This window comes from Bradyrhizobium sp. USDA 4341 (assembly GCF_054063755.1).
The window spans coordinates 943,639-964,639 of the sequence record NZ_JBSSGO010000001.1 but is presented as its reverse complement, the minus strand read 5'-3'; the positions used below and the strand labels follow the sequence as shown (position 1 = coordinate 964,639).

The 21,001-nt window shown below is 62.2% G+C and carries 19 protein-coding genes; 4 read left to right on the top strand and 15 right to left on the bottom strand.

Translation table 11 applies throughout. The features are described 5' to 3' along the window. The first annotated feature begins 36 nt into the window (after positions 1 to 36). Complete coding sequence (locus ACVIGB_RS04780; RefSeq protein WP_456717878.1) at positions 37 to 1,875, top strand: DEAD/DEAH box helicase; 1,839 nt, start codon at positions 37 to 39, stop codon at positions 1,873 to 1,875. A gap of 223 nt (positions 1,876 to 2,098) precedes the next feature. Continuing rightward, entirely contained in the window at positions 2,099 to 3,949 is a 1,851-nt protein-coding gene (locus ACVIGB_RS04775; RefSeq protein ID WP_456717879.1) for an LPD1 domain-containing protein, read from the top strand. Between the two features lie 106 nt (positions 3,950 to 4,055). Here the strand turns inward: ACVIGB_RS04775 and ACVIGB_RS04770 are convergent, their stop codons facing one another. From ACVIGB_RS04770 to ACVIGB_RS04730, 9 genes are all read right to left on the bottom strand, one after another. After that, a complete protein-coding gene (locus ACVIGB_RS04770) occupies positions 4,056 to 4,946 on the bottom strand; it encodes a hypothetical protein (RefSeq protein WP_456717880.1) in 891 nt (296 codons plus the stop codon). Beyond that, on the bottom strand, positions 4,946 to 7,630 hold the full coding sequence (locus tag ACVIGB_RS04765; RefSeq protein WP_456717881.1) for a PcfJ domain-containing protein: 2,685 nt from the start codon (positions 7,628 to 7,630) through the stop codon (positions 4,946 to 4,948). Before ACVIGB_RS04765 ends, ACVIGB_RS04770 begins: the two co-directional genes overlap by 1 nt. A gap of 195 nt (positions 7,631 to 7,825) precedes the next feature. Further along, positions 7,826 to 8,149, bottom strand: a complete 324-nt coding sequence (locus tag ACVIGB_RS04760) for a hypothetical protein (protein ID WP_456749098.1) — start codon at positions 8,147 to 8,149, stop codon at positions 7,826 to 7,828. Then, on the bottom strand, positions 8,121 to 10,112 hold the full coding sequence (locus tag ACVIGB_RS04755) for a glyoxalase superfamily protein (protein WP_456749097.1): 1,992 nt from the start codon (positions 10,110 to 10,112) through the stop codon (positions 8,121 to 8,123). Before ACVIGB_RS04755 ends, ACVIGB_RS04760 begins: the two co-directional genes overlap by 29 nt. 262 nt (positions 10,113 to 10,374) lie before the next feature. Continuing rightward, complete coding sequence (locus ACVIGB_RS04750; protein WP_456717883.1) at positions 10,375 to 11,259, bottom strand: sigma factor-like helix-turn-helix DNA-binding protein; 885 nt, start codon at positions 11,257 to 11,259, stop codon at positions 10,375 to 10,377. Between the two features lie 292 nt (positions 11,260 to 11,551). Beyond that, positions 11,552 to 13,588: a glyoxalase superfamily protein gene (locus tag ACVIGB_RS04745; RefSeq protein ID WP_456717884.1), complete on the bottom strand. Its 2,037-nt coding sequence runs from the start codon at positions 13,586 to 13,588 to the stop codon at positions 11,552 to 11,554. A gap of 302 nt (positions 13,589 to 13,890) precedes the next feature. Then, entirely contained in the window at positions 13,891 to 14,319 is a 429-nt protein-coding gene (locus tag ACVIGB_RS04740) for a hypothetical protein (protein ID WP_456717885.1), read from the bottom strand. A gap of 307 nt (positions 14,320 to 14,626) precedes the next feature. Then, the gene (locus ACVIGB_RS04735; protein WP_456717886.1) at positions 14,627 to 14,797 is read right to left on the bottom strand and encodes a hypothetical protein; all 171 of its coding nucleotides are present in this window, start codon (positions 14,795 to 14,797) and stop codon (positions 14,627 to 14,629) included. A gap of 40 nt (positions 14,798 to 14,837) precedes the next feature. Further along, positions 14,838 to 15,464 carry a hypothetical protein gene (locus ACVIGB_RS04730; RefSeq protein WP_456717887.1) on the bottom strand — a complete coding sequence of 209 codons (627 nt, stop codon included), beginning with the start codon at positions 15,462 to 15,464 and terminating at the stop codon, positions 14,838 to 14,840. A gap of 126 nt (positions 15,465 to 15,590) precedes the next feature. Here ACVIGB_RS04730 and ACVIGB_RS04725 point away from each other — a divergent pair, with 126 nt between their 5' ends. Together ACVIGB_RS04725 and ACVIGB_RS04720 are read left to right on the top strand one after the other, a co-directional pair. After that, positions 15,591 to 16,364, top strand: coding sequence for a nuclease-related domain-containing protein (locus ACVIGB_RS04725; RefSeq protein WP_456717888.1), 774 nt, complete (start codon positions 15,591 to 15,593; stop codon positions 16,362 to 16,364). A gap of 90 nt (positions 16,365 to 16,454) precedes the next feature. After that, positions 16,455 to 17,084, top strand: coding sequence for a hypothetical protein (locus tag ACVIGB_RS04720; protein WP_456717889.1), 630 nt, complete (start codon positions 16,455 to 16,457; stop codon positions 17,082 to 17,084). Here ACVIGB_RS04720 and ACVIGB_RS04715 read toward each other — a convergent pair. The 6 genes from ACVIGB_RS04715 to scpB all read right to left on the bottom strand — a co-directional run bounded on the left by ACVIGB_RS04715 (position 17,069) and on the right by scpB (position 21,001). Next, on the bottom strand, positions 17,069 to 17,392 hold the full coding sequence (locus ACVIGB_RS04715) for a hypothetical protein (RefSeq protein WP_456717890.1): 324 nt from the start codon (positions 17,390 to 17,392) through the stop codon (positions 17,069 to 17,071). The genes ACVIGB_RS04720 and ACVIGB_RS04715 overlap by 16 nt on opposite strands. Further along, the gene (locus ACVIGB_RS04710; RefSeq protein WP_456717891.1) at positions 17,389 to 17,868 is read right to left on the bottom strand and encodes a hypothetical protein; all 480 of its coding nucleotides are present in this window, start codon (positions 17,866 to 17,868) and stop codon (positions 17,389 to 17,391) included. The genes ACVIGB_RS04715 and ACVIGB_RS04710 overlap by 4 nt, the downstream gene beginning before the upstream one ends. Further along, positions 17,865 to 18,287, bottom strand: a complete 423-nt coding sequence (locus tag ACVIGB_RS04705) for a hypothetical protein (RefSeq protein ID WP_456717892.1) — start codon at positions 18,285 to 18,287, stop codon at positions 17,865 to 17,867. Before ACVIGB_RS04705 ends, ACVIGB_RS04710 begins: the two co-directional genes overlap by 4 nt. Positions 18,288 to 18,408: 121 nt before the next feature. After that, the gene (locus tag ACVIGB_RS04700; RefSeq protein ID WP_456717893.1) at positions 18,409 to 18,615 is read right to left on the bottom strand and encodes a hypothetical protein; all 207 of its coding nucleotides are present in this window, start codon (positions 18,613 to 18,615) and stop codon (positions 18,409 to 18,411) included. Positions 18,616 to 18,623: 8 nt separating this feature from the next. Beyond that, the gene (locus ACVIGB_RS04695) at positions 18,624 to 20,426 is read right to left on the bottom strand and encodes an AAA family ATPase (protein WP_456717894.1); all 1,803 of its coding nucleotides are present in this window, start codon (positions 20,424 to 20,426) and stop codon (positions 18,624 to 18,626) included. After that, positions 20,423 to 21,001: an SMC-Scp complex subunit ScpB gene (scpB, locus tag ACVIGB_RS04690; RefSeq protein WP_456717895.1), complete on the bottom strand. Its 579-nt coding sequence runs from the start codon at positions 20,999 to 21,001 to the stop codon at positions 20,423 to 20,425. Before scpB ends, ACVIGB_RS04695 begins: the two co-directional genes overlap by 4 nt.

The following is a 21,001-nucleotide window of genomic DNA, read 5'->3' as shown; positions in this document are numbered from 1 at the left end:
CTTCATCGGCGGACAAGGATTTCACTGGATCGCCGAATGTACGCCGCCGATACCCGCGCCAAAACCGCCGACACCAAACAGAGACGCACGGCGTTTGCCATGCTTCTGGAACGCTCTCGCGAGGAGGGCTCCCGCCAGTTCGTCCGGCCACCGTCTGAGATCTCGGCGCTGAGGACGTTCATTCGTCGCGCCTCGGCCAATTTGGATTATGACGACCCGCACTATTGGATTCACCAGAACGACGCAACGGCGTCGATGGTCGAGCATCTCTGCAATCCTCGCTCTGATCCCCAAGCAATCTGCGTCATTCCAACCGGCGGTGGGAAAACAGAGATCTTCCTGCGCTTGGTCGACGCCTTCAAGACCAGCCGCGGCGAGGTGACGGCCCTCCCGAACACGATCGTGCTGGTGCCGACCCGGCCGTTGATCTCGCAGACCTTAGCGCGCTTCGCCACCAACTGCCCTGATTTGCCGGTAGGTCACTGGGCTTCCCAGGCTGCGATCGCGGCAGACGGGCAGCCAATTCCGCCTCGCATCCGTCCGATCACCATCATGACCTATGAGGGGTTCGTGCGGTTGGTCCGGAGAGGCCGGCTGAAGCCTGAGGACGTTGACATGCTGGTGCTGGATGAGGCGCATCGGGCCTTGTCCAGCCTGCGCCGGGAGGTGTTCGGCTCGTTCCTCGGCAACACGATCGTCGCGGCGTTCAGCGCCACCCCGGCCTTCGATCACGAGCGCAACCTTCACGCGCTCCTCGGAGAGAAGAACGAGGTCGTCAAGATCAGCGCCAAGCGCCTTCGCGAGGACGGCATCATCGCGCCAGTTATCAATTACATCTTTGGTGTCAAATTCACCGGCGAACTCCCCGCTGACCTCGAGGCTCGCGCGGCCGCAATGAAACAACGGAGCGTCACCTCGATCCTCGATTTCTATCAACACCACGTCGATCCAGCGACCGGTCAGGCGCTCTTCGGGAAGTCGGCGATCGGGTACACCCGAGACATCGAGCACGCCGAAATGGCTGCGGCCGAATTCAATCGGCGGTACGGCGGTCTCGGCATGCGGATGGAGGTGCTGTCGGGCCGAGATTCGCCGGCACGGCAAAAACAGGTGCTCGACGATCTGCAGGCGGGAAGAATCACCGGTGTGGTGAATGCCAAGCTCCTCGAGGAAGGGACCGATACTCCTCGAGTAGGGGTAATCCTCAACTTCGGGTCAACCTCCTCCGCCGTCAGAGAGGTGCAACGCTGCGGCCGCGGCGTCCGTATCGATCGCAACCTGCCACCGGAAATCGACCAGACGACCTTCATCGTGGACGGCTTCTATGAGCTGAACGGTCGTTTCCTGGACAACCCGCGTTTCTACTTCGAGACGGTCGATGATCCCACCATGGCGCGGTTCGTCATCGCGCAACAGATGGAGCGCCCGCGGGACTATGAGGATCGCTTCAAGTCGAAATCCGGATTGGACAAGGTCGGTCGGTACCGGGTGACGTCAAAAATCGAACATATCGCCTATCTGCTCCGCAAGCGCGACCTGGCTGGAGCGGAACCGAAGACCGATGACTGGCTATCCAAATTGAACATCAAGCTGATCTCACCGAAGAAATGGTGGCGTAAAGTCGAGGCGGCTTGGGAAGCCATGGAGGATGAGTTCAGGTCAAATGGCGTGGTTCGCTATGGAGATCGGGACCTGCGGGTGCAATTTTGCCAACCCGAGGAGGGGAGACTGACGTTCTGCGTCCACGTCTCCGAGCTTGAGACAATTGCCAAACTGGTCCGCGCCGAGATCGCGAAAGCCCTGGGTCAAAAGCTAGCACCAGTTGCCAAACCTCAGCTGTTGCCGCCCGAAGAGAGCCCCTCGCTACGAATGTGAGCGAAGGCTCGCGCAGTGCGAGAAATCGGGCGGGATACCGGAACCGAGAAGGCGTCGTCTCAATCTTTCTGTTCGGAATTACCAGGGGACCCGCTAGCGTCCTCAGATCGACGAGGAATCGTCTCGATCGGGACACACCATGATGAATGCCGGGAGCTTCGGTCGCGGAACATTCCAGAGCGGGTCGAACCGAAACCCTGGCATCGGGGCCTGAAACGAGAGGTTGATCGGCGCGCGATTTATCGATTTCCTGGCTTCAATGGACCATGATGACGTGATGACCACTGAGCAAAATGTACGAGGCGAACAGTTGATCGACGACGCTGGCGAGAAGATCGGCGGCGCGCGAAAGGACTGGCGCGAGCGGCATATGAGCCTGGATGACCTGGCCGGCATGACGGACGCCGAGGCCATCCTTCACGTAAAAAAGGACAGCGTGTGGCCGCAGCCGGATTGGGAAGCGGTCGTCGCCAACGGAATGCCCGCCGATACCGCCGCCCATGTGAAGCTCATCCGCGATCGGTTGGCGAAGGAGCCAAGACCGCTCAGGAACAGCGCGGACCCGAGTGAAACTCGCAAGGGATATGTCCGGATGGTCTCGTCCGTCCGCAACAAGATGATGTCGGCACGCAATCTCGAGGACGTTAAGAATGCGTACTTCGACATCGTGGACGAATACGGCATTCGGAACATCAAGACCGACGCTTCAGCCCAGGCGGCCTTCTATTCCGTTTACCAGGGGCGATCTTGTCCGTTTACCATCGCCTCTGCCGATTCCCGGAAAGTCAGGGACATGCTGGTAGAAGGCTTCCCGGGCAAAGTACCGGCGTGGCGTAAGGGGATCAAAATCTATCCTGCGGCCAGCGGCGATGGTTTCATCCTGACAAAGAAGGGACTGCAGACCGGGCCTGTCTTCGAGACAGAAAGCGCCGCGTGGAAGTGGTTACAGGACGAAGGAGCCAAGCCCAAGGTCCAGAAGACAACGAAAGATCTCGTCGTTCCAGATCGGCCGCATCTCGATCAGCTCGAACGGAACGGATTGCCCGACCGGCGCGCGGGAAGAGACGTCTCGGCCGATGACTTTATTTCAGCGTTCGGCTTTCGCGGTGTCGAATTCGGACTTTGGCTCCCGAACGATGAGCGCCAGAAGGTTCTGAATCTTGCCTACGACGCCTTCCATGACCTCGCGGACGTCCTAGACTGGGATCCATCAAGGATGAGTCTTGACGGCACGCTTGCCGTTGCATTCGGCGCGAGAGGTGGCGGCAGGCACGCGGCCCATTATGAGCCTGGGCGAAAGGTCGTTAACCTCACCCGCATCAAGGGGGCTGGCTCGCTGGCTCACGAATACGCCCATGCATTCGACAACTGGGCGGGCGAAGTGGATCGCGATGCTCCGACGCGCACAGTCGCCAGCGGGAGTGGGTGGTATCATCGCGTGCAAAACGTGAGGTCCATGCTGAAAAACCTGGACGAAGACCAGGTACATGCGTGGGATGTCATCGACAAGAAACTCTTCTCGGTCGCCCTGTCTCGGGAAGAAGCGATCGATCTGACAAACACCAAGATCAGCCACATCGCCGTGGAAGTTGACAGATTCACGGCGATTCGGGCTACCGAATTGGCGAAGCCAGTCGGCTCACGCAATCTCCCCTACGTACGCAAGATCAACGAATACCTCACCAGCCAAAATGACCGGAAGCGTGCGCTGTCGGCACATCTCGAACGGCTCGCCTCTCAGGACTGCACTTCATTCGGCAGCCGAAAAAGTTCGTACTCGGTCGAAGCCGGAAAGCTTTGTGGCAAGTCGGGAGAATACTGGATGCGTCCGACCGAAATGTTCGCCCGCGCTTTTGAAAGCTATGTTTTTGATCGCTTGAGAGAGAAGGGCGCGGTCTCTGACTATCTCGTCCACGGCGTGGAAGAGGATCGCTATGTGGATCCCGAGACCTACAAGGGAAATCCATATCCCGTTGGGGACGAGCGGAAGGAAATCAACCGGTCGATCGAGACCGTGGTTTTGTCCATGAAGCCACGAGTTGAGCTCGAGAAGACCGTCGCCCCGGCTCCGTGACCACTGTCGAGCGTGCTTAGGACGACTGTCTTGCGCAGTCGCTCTAGCGACCAGGAGTCGCGGGGGCCCGGGCCTTGGCACCAGGCCGGCAGCATATCGGCGCCGATCATCGCGCAAATAGTGCTGGTCGCAGCAGAAGTACGGCCGTCAATCCGAGCGCGCCGAGTCCGAATAGCCAGGCTATATCCCATCCCATGACGCCTAGCGGGCCGTAAAGATCAGCGAGCGCCGCATGGGGCGGCACAATCTCGGTGGTGGCGGCCTCGACAAGGGCGGTCAAAGATAGCCCGGCGAGCATCACTCCGATCCTGGCTCGCATCGGCAACCATATTGACGCGACCGCAAGCAACACCAGCACCTGAACTCCATCCAGCTGTAGTCCAGCAGTCGCCTGGATGCCGGCAAATACCGCAGCAAAAGTGAGTCCACTCGGCCACTGCGCGCGGCCGACCTCTGCAAGCCGCATCAGTCCGCTGACGACCGCACCCGCGAGCAACGAGACCGCTATGATAGCTGCTTCCAGAACGATTTCCGCAGCCTTTCGAGTAGTCTCCCGGATATTCCCGTCGACATCCACGCTCCATTCCATCGGAGACACCGTCTCAGGATGTCTGGCGCCAGCCATCCTGATCTCCAGACGAGCCGTCGGAAGGCCGTAACGCGACGCCGCCTGCGTAAATGGCGTCGAATGTGTCGCCGGCAGTTCGGCGATCGACACGGCCTTGCCCGCCTCATCGAGCAGGAACAGCGGCCCGGGCGGCTTCGGTTTGCTGAACGTATCTGCATGTGCTCCAGGCGACATGTTCAGCACCGACGACGGTGCCGGTGACACCTCCGCAGACAGGGTACCCGGCAACGGCGACGGCTGCCGCAGGACAATCGTCGGAATTACCGGATCAGGGGTCTTGACGCCGGCCGCGGGTGTGGACGGGGCAAAGAGCAGCCTGAGCACGACGGCCGTCACAGCGACCAGCGGAACGAAAAACACGAGGCGCATCAGGGATTCCTTCCGTTTTCCAAACGGTCGTCGATCCAAGACGACCAGTCGCGGCCGGCCAGCCAAGCGACACGGTAGCCTTCGGCTTCGGAGCCGGCGGCACCGAAGACAAATGCGATCGGTACGCCATTTTGCGTGCGATAAACCGAGAGCCTGTCAGCATCGACCACAACAAGGAGGTCGCTGGACGCGTAGCAGGGATAGCCGACGTCGGAGAACCGTCCATCTGACGCGCAATACCGTCCCGAGGTCATCGCCAAAGACCAAAGTCGCTCGACCAGAACAGCGTCCTCAGGCGATGGCGCATTGGAAACGGGCGCCAGCAGCGGGCGCGGCTGAGCGCGCGGGGCGGCCGCTTCTCCGAAAGGCTGCGTCACAACCGCGGCTTCGGCACGCGGCGGCTGTTGAGCCCACGCGTGAATGACAAACAAGGTTGCCGCCACAACGGTCATGGTTTTAGCCACTCGGTCAAAGGCACGTGGAGGATAGGCCAGGAAATCCCGGAGGGGCGGACAGAACCTGCCGACGACCACGCGCAGTGCCGTCGTGAAGAGCTCCGGTAGAGACGGCCGCGGATGAGCTGCCAGTTCGGCCGCGACCACAGAACGCAGGCGGGCCGACAATCCATCCCCAGCGATCCGGTCCAGGTGCTCGCAAAACCGCGCCGGACCCATCGCGAGTGTGTCGCGGGACATGAAAGGCCGCCATTGGGAGAACGCAGCATCGATCTGCTCGGTCTTCGCCCAGTTATATTGGGCGGCTTGTGTTGCTCGGTCACCTCGGGACAGCCGGATGTCGTCGTGCACCGGCAGACGGCGGCGAAGCTTCGCTATCCTCTCCACTATCGCGAGCCCTCTGCCGGTGCGGGCCATATCCGCAGCGATCAAACATCGCCGCGCGGCTTCCGTGAGGATGCCGTCGCGCCTGCCGTTGTCGAATTGAGGGGCCTCCGAGCGACCTTGCCGGCGGGCCAGAGGAATTCTGCCCCACTCCCAGATGAGGCGAAGTGCCTCATTGAGATCGTGCACATCGTCTGCACAGGGGTCGCCATTGGCAGCGGCGCGGTGCTGGACCACGAGGGGGCTCCATTTACTCCCAGGAGTCCAGCGGCTGAGCTGAACGGTCGAAGTTGATATCTCGTCTCCATCGGCGGTCCTGCGACGGATCGCGGCGATCACGCAGCTTCCTTCAAGGCAGGCCTCTGCGTAGCTACCGACGCAGTGCCCCATGATGCTTGATTCCTGTGCAAGTTCCCGCGAATTGCTGATGGCCACCAGGGCCACACCGGGCTCGATTTCGACGCGATCAAACGGAGTGAGCCAGCCGAACTGAGACAGCGTACCGATGGCACTGTCCATGCGCGCCGAAACCAGATGCCAACGATCGGAAGCCTCCAGCACCGCCGGTGCAGACTTCCCCTCAAACAAAAGCGTCCAGGACACGCGATCAAGCGATTCCTGGAAGGCGAGGCTGGGGTCGCTCTCATCCATGACCGTATGGCAAACGAACTGCTGGAGCACGTCGTCGTGCGCACCGCCGAGGAACGGAGAGGTGGCGGAGTACAAGATTGCCGGCACTACGATTTGCCGGCGGAATGCCTTCACCATGTCCTTCACGTCGGAAACCGCGGCATGGGGAGACGCCGCCTTGATGCGGTCGTGGAATTCGGCCCATCGCCCTTTGGAAGAAGCTGCAAGCACGGCAAGCTCGAGCGTTCCATCTGAATCGGACACGAGTGCGCTGAGGCTCCGGGCGACCGCGGAGAATGCATCATAGGAGCCGGCGTTCGACGGCAACCAATCGGGCGGGACGGCGCTGGCAAACGACAAGATTTCCTTGAGCGACTGTCCGGCCGGCGCAGCGAACGCCGGCACGCTTCGCATCCGCTTCAGAAGGATCGCGATGCGTTCCGGGTCGAGCACGGTGAGATCGGATTTGCGCTGTGCGGCGGCGGGGCTTCGGACAGGTCCGGCATCGTCTTCTTCGGCGCCTGGCGGATCGAATGCCGCGAGCACCTCACAATGCTGAGCGATCGTTGCTGCAACCAGGTCGTCTTGCGACCTCACGAGTTTCGTGAGGTTCTCGGCGAGTTCGGGCAAGGAATCGCAGTTCGAGACAACCTTTGCGAGGGCTGCATGGACCCTCGCTTGGGATGCGTTCAGACCGGCATCCAAGGGCAGACCTGGCTCGAACGAGAAGTCCTTGGCCAGAAGAGGGGCGAGCAGGAATGGCCAGCTGACGAGGAGGCGGTCGATCTGCTTCCGACCGCAAAGCTTATCCAGCTCGGCAAGGTCGGTACCGAGCCGTCCGAGGTTCGCTGCCAAGAGGGTTGCGGCCCCGCATACGGAGAAGAACCGGACGAACTCCGGTGCCTCCGGCTGCTCGAATAGTTCTGCGACGCACCGGGCGGCAACGGACATATCCCCGCCCTTCGGGTCGGAGGCTATCGCCGCCATACCGCACGACAAGGTCTGAAGGCCGACCTCCTCATGGCCGTCATGGGCGACCTCTCCGGAGTGGAATCGAATATCGCGCGCGCCAGAAGTCGTCATAGACCACCATCGCGTGAGATTTTCGGAAACGTTGGTCTCCATCGAAAGGAGCGTGAGCGATCCGTCCGGGCCGGTCGCTAGCCTGCGGGACTTGAAGATTCCGATCATTTTTTCTTCCGGCGTCTTGGTCATCGATCAATCAAGGACTCGTTATGAGGAGAAATCAATTCCCCTGTGCAACCGGCCCGTGCAGAGAGCCGAGATGCACAGGGCTACAACCAGCCCGCGAGACCAGTTCGGTTTATCCACAGAATCCTCAGCGGCAGTTCTCAAGAAGATCGATCAAGGAATCGATTGGAGCCCCACTGAAGGCTCTGCGCCGGACGGTCAGAGGCCTTTCGCACCTGGTAGCTTGCCACCAGTGAGGAACTCCGCCATCGGACGGCGTCCAAGCGCGGGAAGAAGGGCCCGGAGGACGTCATCCGGCTCCGGATGGTTCGGAACGGGGTACCAGCGATGCGCATCGATTCCGGCTTCGCGTAGCGCGGGATCGACGACCTTCTGCCGTACCGCGTCCGCGGCATCGCGCGCCCGCATCGACGGTACCGTTGTCTCGGCGTAGTCACGCCAGCCGCCTTCAGCGCCGTGGAACAGATCTCGCCAGAACGCGGCCGGTACGCGGTCATGCCATGCATCGCCGATCGGGGTCACGGACAGAATCCACGGCTTCGACGAGCATCTTCATGGCCTGCCAATCCGCCTCCGTCGCCGGTGCGAAGTCCGGGCCCAGTACCGAGAGCATCACGACGGCATCGCGGACGTGGCGGCTGTACGAGTGCATGTTCCGCGGCCCTGGTCGGTAGGTCCGGCACGAAAGCCAGTCGACCAGCCATTCCGGCAACGGGGGCAACGATAGCCAGTCGCCGTAATCCGTGTTCTTCAGCGAAAGACCGGTCTCGATCAGCCTGCGCCGCAGGCCCTGCAACGACGTCGAGGTGTCCCACAGTTCCGGCGAACTCCAGATCTCGTTGAAGATCATGGGATAGGTAAGGAGCGCCTTGCGGGCGTCAGCATTCCGGTGGATGTCGCGCACAAGATGATAGGCTCGTTCGTCACGAAACGGCGCCTCTGAACAGAGCAGCAGGGCGTCGATGGCGGCCGCATCAACCAGCGGTCTCAAGGTGTCGACGCCGGCTTCGGCGAGCTTGGTGCGCCAGATATCCGTGGCTTCACCGAGATCGTCAGGTCCATGGCTGAAGCGCGCCAGTCCGAACGGGTCCTTCGTCCCCGACGGCTCGTAGAGCCCGCAGATGCGTAACGTGCGCAGGAAGCTCCATTCGAACGCGGTCTCGCCGGCCATCTCGGTATCGTCAAAGCCGTAGCTCGCCAAGTCGCAGCCGCCATAGGCATGGATGCGGGGAAAGTGCCGGTTTCCGTCAATCTCTACCTTGAACTCCATAGTGTCCTCACCGGTCTTCATTCGTGCCGATACGCGGATGGAGTGCCCGTCGCGATCGACCTCGACGTCACCGAAGACGCAGGAGGCACCCGTGCGAACGGTGGGTCTCTGCGCTCGGCCCGAGACACTGTTTTTGGGAAGGCCGTTCAACTTCCGCAGGAAGGAAAGTCCGGCGTTGAATCCGGGATCCTCCGACAGCCATTCCGGGAGCGTAGCCAGATCTCGCGGCAAACCGGCCATCAGCGATTGCGTGATGGCGCGGACGTGGTCGAGCCCTCGCGGCTGATGCGTCAGCGGCCCGTCCACCGGTCCAAACGAGGAGCGCGGCTTTGGATCTCCGACCATGAGCCGCCCCTCTCGTTCGCCTTCGGCGCGGATCATGAAGACGTCGGCGGTCATCTCGGCCGGCGGCGGCGAACCGTCGTCCTCCCGTTGCGGGAGCCGAAGAAAATGATTGGTCCGCAATCCCGACCCCACCGCTTCGCCGCCTTCCGGCGCGCGAAATGTACTCGTCCGGAAATAGCGATCGTGCCAGGCGACAAAACCTTCGCCGACGCCAAGACCGCGAAGACTTTCTGCCGCGACCGACGCCTGTTCTCCGACGGCATCGCTCGGGTCCGATGAAGTTAAGGAGTCCACAACCAGATTGGCTGCCGAGCCAGGCTCGTCGAGCCTCATGAAGATCTTGGTGCTCGTGTTGGCGATGATGGACCGCGGTTCCGCGTCGTCGTCTCGCTTCATCGCCGGGACATCCTGCGTAGCTATGAAGAAGTCGCGACCGGGACGCGGCAGGCCGTCGACAATGGGACCGTCCGGCCCATGTCCGCGATATTCGAGAGCTCCGGGCGGAGGCAGCGACGACGGGCCGAACACGCGATGAGGACCAGCAGGATGGGCCGTTGCTCTCAGTATCGCGACGATCTCCGCGGCAAGCCCTTCGTCGACGTCGAACTCGTCCCCAAGCACCTCAGCCTGGCCAGCTAGGCGGCCCCTGAGGTCGGCTGGCTCGAGGCGTTCGTCGAAGGGGGACGGCGTCATGTCGTGGCGTTCGGTGACCGCCTTCAGTTCGGCCCAGTCGTCGTAGCCGAGCATCCGCGCCAGCGCTTCGAGCGCCTCGGCGCGGGAGATCTCGACGTCGAGGGTCTCATCAAGGATTCGGGTTAGCTTATCAGCCACGCGCTTAGCGCGGTCGAGCGACGTCAGATGGAAACGCATGTTTTCTCTTCCGGTTGGGGTCGGACCTGTCGCGCGGAACGACCCTCGCCGAAAAGAGCGATGGAGTCGTCATGGTCGGTATGTTCTGCAGGCCGAGCCGCCCGGGCGGCTGGGGTCCGAAAGATTCGGAGCGACCCCTTCGCATTCGGAAGATGCGCGGACGAAATAATGCAGTCCGAGAGTTCGTGCGTCAAGCGTCGCAAAACCGGCGCCGACCTGCCATGGTTAGAGGACGGAGAACGTTCACACATACCCAGGCTCCTCACTTGCTGGCCCGGCGCACGGGAGGCGGACCGGAGGCGCGCAAGACCTCGTCGATGACAACCTGCTTCAAACGCGATCGCGGGAATGCAGTTTGGAATTCAGCAGCCGAAAACTCACGCCTTCCGGTGGAGAAAGGTCGCCCACGATCAGGGGAGGGCCAAGGCTCATCCCAGTCCCCCGGAGGTCTCTTGGGGGCAAAGTAACTGCTTGAGCTGGCAAACAACGTCCCGTCGTCCTTCGGCAGCCATCCCCAGGCGGCTGCCTTCAGTGGACCAGTCCTGGCCGGATGCTTCAGCTTCCGGAGCGCCTTGGCCTCGATCCGCCGGATCTGTTCAAGCGACACCGAGAACTCATCACCGATCTCGATATAGGTTTTCTCGAGGATACCGATCCCGAAGCGACTCCGGATTACCCTCTCCTCCATCGGCGAGAGCGACATGAGGGCGTTCGCTATCGCGCACTCCAGCTCCTTGCGCGCGCACACATCGTCCGGGCTCTCAACCTGGGCATCCGCAATGCGCTCGGTTTCATAATGCCGGAGCACGTCAGCGCGCAGCATCGGATCATCGGGATGGCACTGATGGGCGACGTCGAACAAATCCTCGGGATCGCATCCGAGAAGATCGGCGAGATGACGGGCGTGGTCGTGCCAGAGTCCGTCGCGGCGGCGTCCTGGAAGCTTTCCGCGGCACAGCAGCGACAGCACAGTCTGGTGGACCGGCGTTCCCTCTAACACGAGCCTGCGGGCGAGTTCAGCCGTGGTCGCGACGCCGGCCGCCCGGATACGCCTCATCAGCAGGAGATTTGGACCGGCATCGATCCGCCGCCGGTCTTCGTTCGCTTCATCGGACATCTCGTCCGCAATCGTGGTCTGTGTGGCCATGGCGCGAGCATTCCACGACGCCTGCGCCGATTGGTCCCGCGACCCCCCAGAAAAAGACCAGGCAGGCGTGCCGGGCGAGGTCATGTTGAAAGCCCGCACGCGCGCAGGAGGGGACGGCAGGTAAAGCGAGACGGGGACCGCGTCGTCCCCTCGATGCTCCGCACCGAGGCAGGAAAGACTAGCTGCCGATGCGGCCTTGCTTGCGTGGGGCCGAGGTGCGCAAGAGTGCCCCGAAGAAGCTCCGACCTTGGCTGAGGAGGCTGCTGGCGGACAACTGCCGAGGGTAATGGCTTCATTCCCGTGCCCCGGGGTCGCCGGCGACGTACTCTTCGAGTGTGCTCGTATCGAAACGGAGCACGTCGCCGGAAGAAGTGATCATGGCCGCGGCAAGACGTCGGCCGACAACCAGGGGCTCATCGCCGCTCAGGCTGGCAATCGCCTCCGCTGCAAGTGCCTGGAGCCTGGGGTCCGTCCCGACGACGCCGATGCCCAGCGCCAACTGCGGCAAGGTAAGCCATTGAGGTCCCTTTTCCGAAGGCACCCCGGATCCGGCCGTCTTCGGCCTGGTCAGCACGATGCGGTTATCGCGGAACGGCACGGGATCGCCTCCGGAGTAGAGCAACACGGCATTGGCGGTCAGCATCGACCACAGATCGCCGATCGACATCTCGGCCGTGTACGGATTGCGCCGCAGCGGATCGCCGGCCTTGTCCGTAAACGCGCCGCCGACCACATCGCCGAAGTCGCCGTTCGCGATCTGTCGGTCCGGCACGCTCGCCTGCGTGCCATTCTCAAACACGAAAGTGATGGTGTCCGTCACGCCCGCCCGCAGGGACCCGTCGCGCCGCAGAAAGGCGTCCCTAATGGCCTGCGAGCCCATCATTCCCCATCGCACCCTGTTCCACTGGCGATGCTCGGAACGACGCTCAATTTCGATCCGAATAACCGTGCGGGGCATCCGCTCCCATAGCGCCGGATGCGGCCGTACGATCCTGTCCCGCGCAGCCGCGACTTCGGGATCAAAACCATGTGGAGACGCGTCCTTGCCGACGAGGAGGGCCTCGACGGCGGGATCCGGCGCGGCTGCGAACAGCGCCCGCGCGCGACCTCGGTCATCGCCCTTCTCGTCGTGCACGTGGAAGACCCCCCCGGGATCGTCGGTCGGATGGACCGGGCCGTATTCGGACGGCACAGCGCAGCGGTACGGAAAATCGAGATCGAAGGCCTCGACATCGTGCTCCATCGTGACAGGAAGCGGCAGCCCGAGCATGAATTCGCGCAGGGCGCGCGCTGCGGCCGCGCGCCCTGTCGACCGCATCGTCCGCTCGTCGGCGTCGGAGATCCCGAACGAAGGGGGAAAATCCGGAGCGAAGTCGTACTGCGGCGGCGTCGCGTTCAGCACCACCGAGAGCGGCCCCTCGTGCCGTGCAGCGACGGCATTCGCCGCCACCGAGAACAGCGCGGCGCCGGCGCCCGGGATCGTCATGGTCGGGTGCCGGACCAGTGCCGCGACGACGAACACCTTACGGAAGGTGCCGGCGAAATGGGTCGCCTCCAGCGCGATCCGGCGTTCGAACAGCTCGCCCGCGCGCGCCACCATCGGACCGTCGAGCAGGTCGGCGGCACGGTCGAGATCGCGGCGGTCTTTCGCCGCGCCCATGTCCGCCACGACGCCCTGCAGCCAACCCAACACGCGGTCGCCCATCGCGATCTTGGCGTAGACGTATTCGATGCCGAATTCGAACTTTTCCGCGATCGCCTTCGGCTGATCAACGAACTCTGGCACGACCTCCTTTCCGAAGGCGACATCGACGGTATAGGCCTTCGGCCCGAACACCGCGGGATCGGCCTCGATCTTCGATAGGTCGTCCAGCAGGACATCACCGGGCACGCGGGAGCTCCCGAGCCCGGGTGTCCACAGGGCGAAATCGGCCCAATCAATCAGATCGCCGAGAGGATTTGCCGAGAAGTACGACTGGCGGCGCATGCGCCAGTCGTCGTACCCTTGGCGGTCGCGGCAGAGCGGCCCGATCTCCACCACTAGGGCCATACCCTTGGCGGGCGGTACGCCAAGAGCGGCAGCCAAGCGCGAAGCGAACGTCGCGCGCCGCTCCCCGACCCGATCCGCCTCCATCTCGTCCTCGTAGGGGTCCGGTTCTCCCTTACCTACGCTCGCGCACAGCGCGCGGTGGTCGGCGTAGCCGAACATGCGCGCGACCGCGTTCTGCGCGGCCGTGAGCTTGAGCTCGCACCCCTCCTTGGCGAGAGAGCGTCGCAAGGATTTGGCCAGCGATTTCGCATGGCCGGTCGATTGCAGAATAGTCTGCATGTCTCGCCTCCAGCGATCTTTTCCGTCGGCCCACTCGACGCAAGATCGCGAAGCGATCCATGCCTTGGAAAGGTCGGCCCGAGGGCCGTATCCCTTTGCGGATGCAGTGAGGCTTCACCGAGCGTGGGCGGTCCGGCAGTCCACGGCTACCGGTCATTTCAAGTTACACCAGACTAACTGCAGGTCAAGGATTCAAATGGTGAACTTCAGCGCCGAGGGCCGTCATGCTCGTGCTCGCCTGGAAGAAAGACCACGAAGGGCTGGACCTGAACTGGTTGGCCCTCTCAATGGATTCGATTCCCCTACGGAGCGCCAGCAATCGTGCTGCTGAGATTTTGATCTTGCGAGATCTCCTTGAGTTTCTTGTCGAACATTCCGGTTAGCCTGGCGAAGGCGTTGCGCACCCGCAAAAGATTGTGCGCGTCCACCGGCGCATGTCCCAGCGGCTTCATCAAAGCGGTAGCGGCGTCCTTAAGCGAGAACTTCAGTCGCACAGGGGGATAATCATCGCCGGCCGGGCACATGCCAGGGAGCTCGACGTACATTGTGAGCGGGTCCTTCTGTCCGCTAACGACTTGAACGGCGAAGCGGACGTGGGCTTCCTCCAATCCGGAGGCGATCGCCTCCGTCACAGCTGCCAACATCTTCTCTTTCAGTCCTTCGCAATGCCGGTCGATATCGTCGAGCGACCATTCTCTGCAATCTGGCAGTGGGGCGCCTGCCTTCTTCATTAGCAGCGCCGGAGCCGCCCCCCGCACGCTTCCACTTGACCTCTTCATTCCGTCCTCCATTTGAACTTGCGCGCAGGTTTGGCAGACGAAATTCGGGAGTAAAACGGCAATTACTCAAGTAATTTTGTGATAACCCCTGGCTTCGAGCCGACGGGCCGCGTCTTCCTCTCCTCCGAGACGCACTCACAGGTCAAGCCGGGCACCATCTAGGAGCTGATGAAGGATGCGTTCAAGGTCGCACGGCAGCCGCAGCGCCGTGCTTGACGGACTGTCACAGGGGCTGTGACCTGCGCCTTCGCGGGACGGACTACCGGAACGAAGGCGCGTCGATCTCGGCCGTCAGATCGCCGCCGAGCCAGTCGTCCATGCCCTCCCACCCCGAATTGGCATAGGCGACGTGCGGGCTGTACGGAATATCGCGCGGGCGGCGATACGCGTTGCGGACGCCAAGCCCATACATCGGGTCTGGAGCCCTCACCCAGTTCACCCATAGAATGATGCCGTCCGACGGAACGCGGCTACGGCGTCGGCGTCAGAATAGGCGCCAGAAGCAGCCCGAGATCGACATGCCTTTTGACGCCAGGTCCTCTAGCCGCACTCCAACAATGTGCGGTGCCGCCATCCTTTAGGCCTCCCGCAATTGCATCGCGGTAGCCAACATCATCCGGAAGACTGTCGAGGACGGCTGATTGACCGGCTCCGAAGGTAAAGGCCAGCATATGAGTGGCGTCGCGGCCGATCGCGAGATTGCGCGGCTTGAACCCGCGGCCGACCGTCACGGTCGCCCCCTTCGCGATCGCGGACTCCAATTCAAGATAAGAATCGACACCCCGAACGGCCATGAATTTGTCGTGGTAGAAGTTCGCGACCTCTCCATATTGCTTTCCGACGAACCGGCGTGCGGTGAAGGGAGAGGGGAAATGAAGGTGCAACTGGCTGACCACGCCATCGAGATATGCCTTCACTGCAATGTGGTCTGCCCAGGCGGCGCCGCCTGAGACTGCTCCCTTGATCCCCCATTCGGTGATTGTTGCGACCGCAGCATCATACATACGATCGAAGGAATCGGGCTTCAGACGCGCGCCATCCTCGCGCCGGCCGGCGGTGCCGATTATCGCGATCGTCGGGATCTTGAAGAGGTCCATTTCCAAATCCGGTTTCCGGGTTGAGGGACAGCATTCAATCAAAGTGAGCTAGAGGCAAGGCTTGCGCTACGACAGACCTAAGATATCGATCAAGGATTCAATAACGTGATCTTTGGACTTCAAACAATGGCACACTCACCGGATTTATTGGGGCAAATGCTTCTTCCAGCTCTTCTCGGAGCGCTGAAGCTATTGTTCTCGATGTTCTTGCCTCTCCTTCTGGCCATCTTGCTCTTCGCCTGGTTTGTCAAGCAAACAGGAGGGCTTGCGGGCAGAATCGATCAGCAGAATACGGTTATTCCGTTTCGTCCGGGGCGTGCCGACGGGAGGAACCAGGATGAGGGTGGCTTCCGTCGCGCCAAAGAAATCGGCGACGAGGGCGAAAAAGCGGTGAGCCGCGAGCTGTGCCGATCGGGCTTCAAGTTTCTCCATGACATCGTCCTTCAAGTCGACGGGCGGTCAACTCAGATCGACCACTTGGTGGCGGCCGGCGGAACGCTTGTGTGCGTCGAAGTAAAGGCGTGGAACGGAACGATCTATGGTGGGCGGCAGTTTCGGATCTGGACGAAATACGGCTTCGATGGCGGAGAATTGAGAATCCAAAATCCACTGCATCAGAACAGGCTGCACATGAAGGCAGTGGAGCGATATTCTCCAGGCGCCGATGTCCGAGGTTTGGTTGTCGCGACGGGGAAAGTTCGGTTCAAGGAGCCAATCGAAGGTGTCGTCAATGCCAAACTTCTGGTGGCAATCCTCAGGGACATTGCCGAGGAGACACCCAGAAACCGAGGCGTCGAAGGCTCGCTGGGCTCGGTTGGACCGCTTAAGCGTGAGCCAGGAACAGCAGCGGGCGAAATTCGATCATGCAACTCTCATGAGGTCGAAGCGTCGCGCCCATGATCTGATGAGAACCTGAGCAGCCGGCGAGCCGCGGAACAAATTACCTCGCATAGCGTCATCTTTCTCGGTTGTCGGGAAAGGGCCAGCGCCATGATGACGACGTCTGCGATCCGGCCGGAACTGCCGAGCTTGGTCAATTCGGCGGAGATGTTATTAATTCAAGGATTTCCTGTTGCCGTTTTAGTCGGAACCGTGGGTCTTTGGAGCTGGTCCGCGATCCATTTCGCCCTGCAGCGGAAGCGAAGAAAGGCCGCCTTGGGGGCGAAGCCGCCAAGCACTTTTATGTGTCCGCATGAGCTTGAGTTTGCTCGCCTGCTCGAGACCGCTCTCCCGGGGTATCACATACAGGCAAAGGTCGCCTTAAGCGTCCTCCTCGATGATTTTACCGCACTGCGGCACCACCTCTCGCGCAACTTTGTCGATTTCCTCGTGCAGGACGACCAAACCGGCCAAGTGATCGCATTGGTCGAGCTCGATGATCGCGGGGTGGCTATCGCTCGGGACCGGGAACGCGATCTCTCGCTGCTTCAGGCGGGATATCGACTGGTTAGATTCGATCTTTTTAGCTGGCCGTCCCGGGAGACCGTCGAGTTTGAGGTTCTTGGCTATCAGGCGTTGGTGAAACCCCACTCTCAACCCGCCGGCGGCTGCCAGGTGATCCCGTTCCCGCGGAGGATCGCGCAACGCCTCCGACTCAACGACAATCAGTCGGTGTCGTAAAGCACAAGATCGTCCTGTTCGTCTTCGTAGTCCTCTTCTCGAGAGAGGGGTGCCAGGAAGACCGGACGTGACGTCGTATCGGACGGATCAAGCGGTTCGGACGGAAAGCTGATCTCAATAAGCCCGCGATCCTTTAGACTCGCGAGCTGAGCGATCGCATCCAGGAGCTCATAGGCGCCAAGCGGCTCGAGCTCTCGCGTGTTTTGAACGCCATGGAAGACCGACAAGACCTTGCGCGCAAGTATCCCTCGTGAACGCAGGTCCTCGACAGCGAGTTCGGCAAGGCTGACGACGTACTGCCTCGTCAAAGTCGCATCTCGGCGATCCAGATGGCCACATTGCGGGCGCCGGGTGGTGCCGGAGGCATTGTGGCCATCGCGTCCGGCACGAGCGCATCGTCCGCTGGCACCAGGGTCATCTTTCCGTTCGCGAGTTGCCCGTCTTGATCGAGCGCATACTCGCCGGCAAGTTTCGCCGGATCCGCGCCGGCGCCGATCACCTTCCAGACTGCGACGGTCCCACGCTCCGTGGGGGCCCCTTCGACCTGGGCCACGATCCTCATTGGCAGTCGCGTGGCGACAAAACCGCCAGTCGGCTTGAAGTCACAGAGCAGCGGATTGGGGCTTCCGAACATCGCATACGCCGCAACCGCATCGGACAGTCGGCAGGCAAGCGTACCAACCATCCCGTTAACAGGTGAAGGGACAGCGGCCGGGCCGGCAAGGGCAGCCGGCGAGCTGCCGGTCAGCAGCAAAAACACGAGCATCCCTGCAGCTCGGCTCATTCGGCTGCCTCCAGGGTCGCCGAATGCATGTGGGCGCGTTCAAAGGAGAACCGTGATGTCAACGCGCTCAGGAGATCGAGCGGCTGGCGGCGGATCTGATCGGCGAACTCCCTGGAGCATCCGAGAAACCCGGCAAGGAAAAGCAGGTAGGTCCGAACAGGAAGCTCGTCGCCATAGAGCGGAAACTTCAGTCCTCGATTAACGCCGCCGTCGACGACCACGCGCATGTCGCGGCCAAAATCGAACAGGGACTGCGCCAGATCCGGGCTCACGAAGGGATACCAAGACAGATGCGCGCGGATATAGGCCACTAGCTGTTCCATCGATGCTGCTGAGGCGAGTGCCGCGGACACGCGCTGGCGCTCGCCTTCGGTCAGGCGCATCAGGTTCAGCCGATTGAGTTCGGTCGGATCGAGCATCGCGCCAACTTACACGGGGAGAGTGCAGAACGGCAGCAAACGGGAGATGGATTTCGGGGAAAACAACCAAGGATTCGATTAACGAAGGCCGGGGGCGCCGACGACCTCGAACGGCGGCGGGTCAGTTAAGCTTGACCGGCCGCGACTGACGCTGTCCCGATGCCTCATAGCGGCTAAGGACGATGCTGCCGCCGGCGAACAGCAAGCCGATGGCGACGAGGCAGGAGAGGCCCACAAGCGGGCTCTCGAACAGGTATCCGCCAAAATATGACGCCGCGGTGCTGAGCACCGTGCCGACGACCCAACGCTTCGTTTTGCTGTCCGTCACGGCTGTCCTCAGGCGTCGTCGCCCACACCCTCACCGAGGGCACGGTTGGCTGCTTCCACCCGCCGGCGCCGCTCTGCGGTGACGAGGTGCGGGATTCGATCCAGCACGAGTTTCTTGACGGTACGGATCGACGATTGGGCCCGGAATTCGAGGCTCGCATCGGGAAAGTCTTCGACCGACGGCAACTGGTCTCGTGGAATCGCATAGTCGCGGGACACTTCATCCAGGACACCACGCAAGATGACCGTGAAGGCTTCGGGGCTCGGCTTGCCGACCGGGATGATGCGCAGACGGTCGAGCAGGATCGGATTGACCCGGTGCACGTCGTTGACCGCGAAGATGTAGCTCACATAGGACAGATCGACCTGGGCCTGGAGGCATTCGTCGAAGTAGCGCTTCGCCGTTTCCGGCTCGAGAAGAGCCAGAAGCGCATCTTCCAGCGTGCCGCCCATCTTGCCGTGTTCGATCTTGTCGATTTCGTCGACGAAAATGATCGGGTTGGCGGTGCCTGACCGGTAGGCCGCCAGCACCGGGGTAGAGGGATGAGGATCCTCGGCCGATCGACCGGTGCCGGCGAACTCCGAACCGCCCGCCATGCCGCCGGCAGAAACGTAGCGGTAGCCAACCTGAGCGAGGTCAGCCATTCGGCGTGCGAAGCGCGATTTACCGATACCCGCTGCGCCGTGGAACATGATCGGCCGGAACTGGAAGCGCGCCATGGCGCCTGTGTGCACCAGCCTCAGATCGTTGGCGATCTTTTGGACGCCTTCGCGCATCCAGGGAAATTCTTCGCCGAGCGTTGCCTCGAACTGGTCGGGGGAGATGTCTCCGCCGGAGAGCGGTAGCGGACGGGTGACGCGATCGTAGGTGAGGACGAATTCCTCGCCCTTGGCGCCAACACCGGAGATCTCCTGGCAAATGGTGACATAGGGGATCGCCTGTTTGGAGCCGGCCAAACCATGAAAATCGCCGTTCTCCCAGTCCGTGGTCGAGGCGAGTGCATCCACCGCGCGCCGCCGCATATCGATCAAGCTCGCCGCCGGGAAGGATGTCAGGTAGCGCTTCAGCCGCTCGACCGGGAGCGCCGCTTGTTCAACGCCGATCTCGCGCGCAGCGTCCGCCACCGCCGCGTCCGCCAGCACGTTTCGCAGCACCTCGTCCTGGCCGGTCCGTTCTCGGACGTCGACGACGCGACAAAGGTCGAGGACGGCCGCCGGAAGGTCGGTGGCGCGCTCGACCACGAGAAGCCAGGAGACGGCGGAGGCGTCAACCGACGCACCCAGAAACTGATCCTCGAGCTCCTTGGAGGAGACGCGGTCGAGCAGGCGGCAAAGTGCTGCGATCTGGGAGGTCGGACAGGCTGCTGGATCGCGCACCAAAACGATCGGGTTGATGGACCCGCTGTCGAGGGCGGCCTTGGCGGCAACGCTCGGTTCGTTCTTGCGGCCGATGTCGGCAAAGCGCTGCTCGGACGACCGTGCGCCGGCGGCGACGCAGAGGGCGCGAAGCAGCAGTTCGTGCCGAACGTCCGGACGCAGGCCGGTCATGACGATCGGCCTGAAAGTGAAGCCCGGAAGGTTCAGGCGTTCGCGGAGCTGCGTGTCCTGTCGGATCTGGTCGACGACGCCGGCCATCCAGGGCATTTCCGTGATGATCGACGAAAGGTCGGCGGCCGGATTCCCCAGGAGCGCCTGCTCCTCGCCGAGCCGCTCGAAGCCAGCCGGAAAGCTCCGGCCGCGCTGGAGGGAGGCGAACGGTCGGGCCGCGGCCGCGAGTGCAGTGGCTCCGACGATTTGCGGAATGGCGTTCATGCGTCTAGTCCCAGGTGCATTGCTTCTTCGAGTGTCGGAATATCAGCTGCTGACTGGACGCCGAAGGCGATCAGGAAATCCTGCGTGGTCTCGTAGGCGACCGCGCGCCCGGCATCGGTTCGGCGGACGGCGGGCCGGATCCAGCCGCGGTTGACCAGCGCTTCGATGACGCCACGGGAGAGATCGACCCCTCGGGCGGCCTCTATTTCCGGCACGGTGGCTGGCTCGCGCATGGCGATCACGGCAACGGTGGCGAGCTCGGCTTCGGTGGGCGCCCGCTTGCGGGAGACCTCCCGATGGAACACGTCGGGCACCGGCGCATCGGCTGCAATTGAGAAGGCCCAACCGTCGAGTCCTTTGGCGAGCTGGACGGCCCGGGAGCGGGTTCGCGTGGCGATGTTCTTGAGGATGGCCGCTGCCTGCTCGACGTCGATTTCGGCGTGCCGGGCCACCTCGTTCTCGCTGAGCGGGCGAGGAGAAGCGAACACAAGCGCTTCCACCTCTCCGGTCAGCATGTCATCCGGGTCGAAGCCGGCCGCTTCCGGGTCGATGATCTGGAATTCGATATGGTCCAC

Excerpts from the sequence above, each read along its gene's own strand:
- ACVIGB_RS04780 (WP_456717878.1), top strand. The coding sequence starts at position 37 with ATGTACGCCGCCGATACCCGCGCCAAAACCGCCGACACCAAACAGAGA.
- ACVIGB_RS04770 (WP_456717880.1), bottom strand. The coding sequence starts at position 4,946 with ATGCGCCTCGTGTTTTTCGTTCCGCTGGTCGCTGTGACGGCCGTCGTG.
- ACVIGB_RS04765 (WP_456717881.1), bottom strand. The coding sequence starts at position 7,630 with ATGACCAAGACGCCGGAAGAAAAAATGATCGGAATCTTCAAGTCCCGC.
- ACVIGB_RS04755 (WP_456749097.1), bottom strand. The coding sequence starts at position 10,112 with ATGCGTTTCCATCTGACGTCGCTCGACCGCGCTAAGCGCGTGGCTGAT.
- ACVIGB_RS04750 (WP_456717883.1), bottom strand. The coding sequence starts at position 11,259 with ATGGCCACACAGACCACGATTGCGGACGAGATGTCCGATGAAGCGAAC.
- ACVIGB_RS04745 (WP_456717884.1), bottom strand. The coding sequence starts at position 13,588 with ATGCAGACTATTCTGCAATCGACCGGCCATGCGAAATCGCTGGCCAAA.
- ACVIGB_RS04740 (WP_456717885.1), bottom strand. The coding sequence starts at position 14,319 with ATGAAGAAGGCAGGCGCCCCACTGCCAGATTGCAGAGAATGGTCGCTC.
- ACVIGB_RS04730 (WP_456717887.1), bottom strand. The coding sequence starts at position 15,464 with ATGGACCTCTTCAAGATCCCGACGATCGCGATAATCGGCACCGCCGGC.
- ACVIGB_RS04725 (WP_456717888.1), top strand. The coding sequence starts at position 15,591 with ATGGCACACTCACCGGATTTATTGGGGCAAATGCTTCTTCCAGCTCTT.
- ACVIGB_RS04720 (WP_456717889.1), top strand. The coding sequence starts at position 16,455 with ATGATGACGACGTCTGCGATCCGGCCGGAACTGCCGAGCTTGGTCAAT.
- ACVIGB_RS04710 (WP_456717891.1), bottom strand. The coding sequence starts at position 17,868 with ATGAGCCGAGCTGCAGGGATGCTCGTGTTTTTGCTGCTGACCGGCAGC.
- ACVIGB_RS04705 (WP_456717892.1), bottom strand. The coding sequence starts at position 18,287 with ATGCTCGATCCGACCGAACTCAATCGGCTGAACCTGATGCGCCTGACC.
- ACVIGB_RS04695 (WP_456717894.1), bottom strand. The coding sequence starts at position 20,426 with ATGAACGCCATTCCGCAAATCGTCGGAGCCACTGCACTCGCGGCCGCG.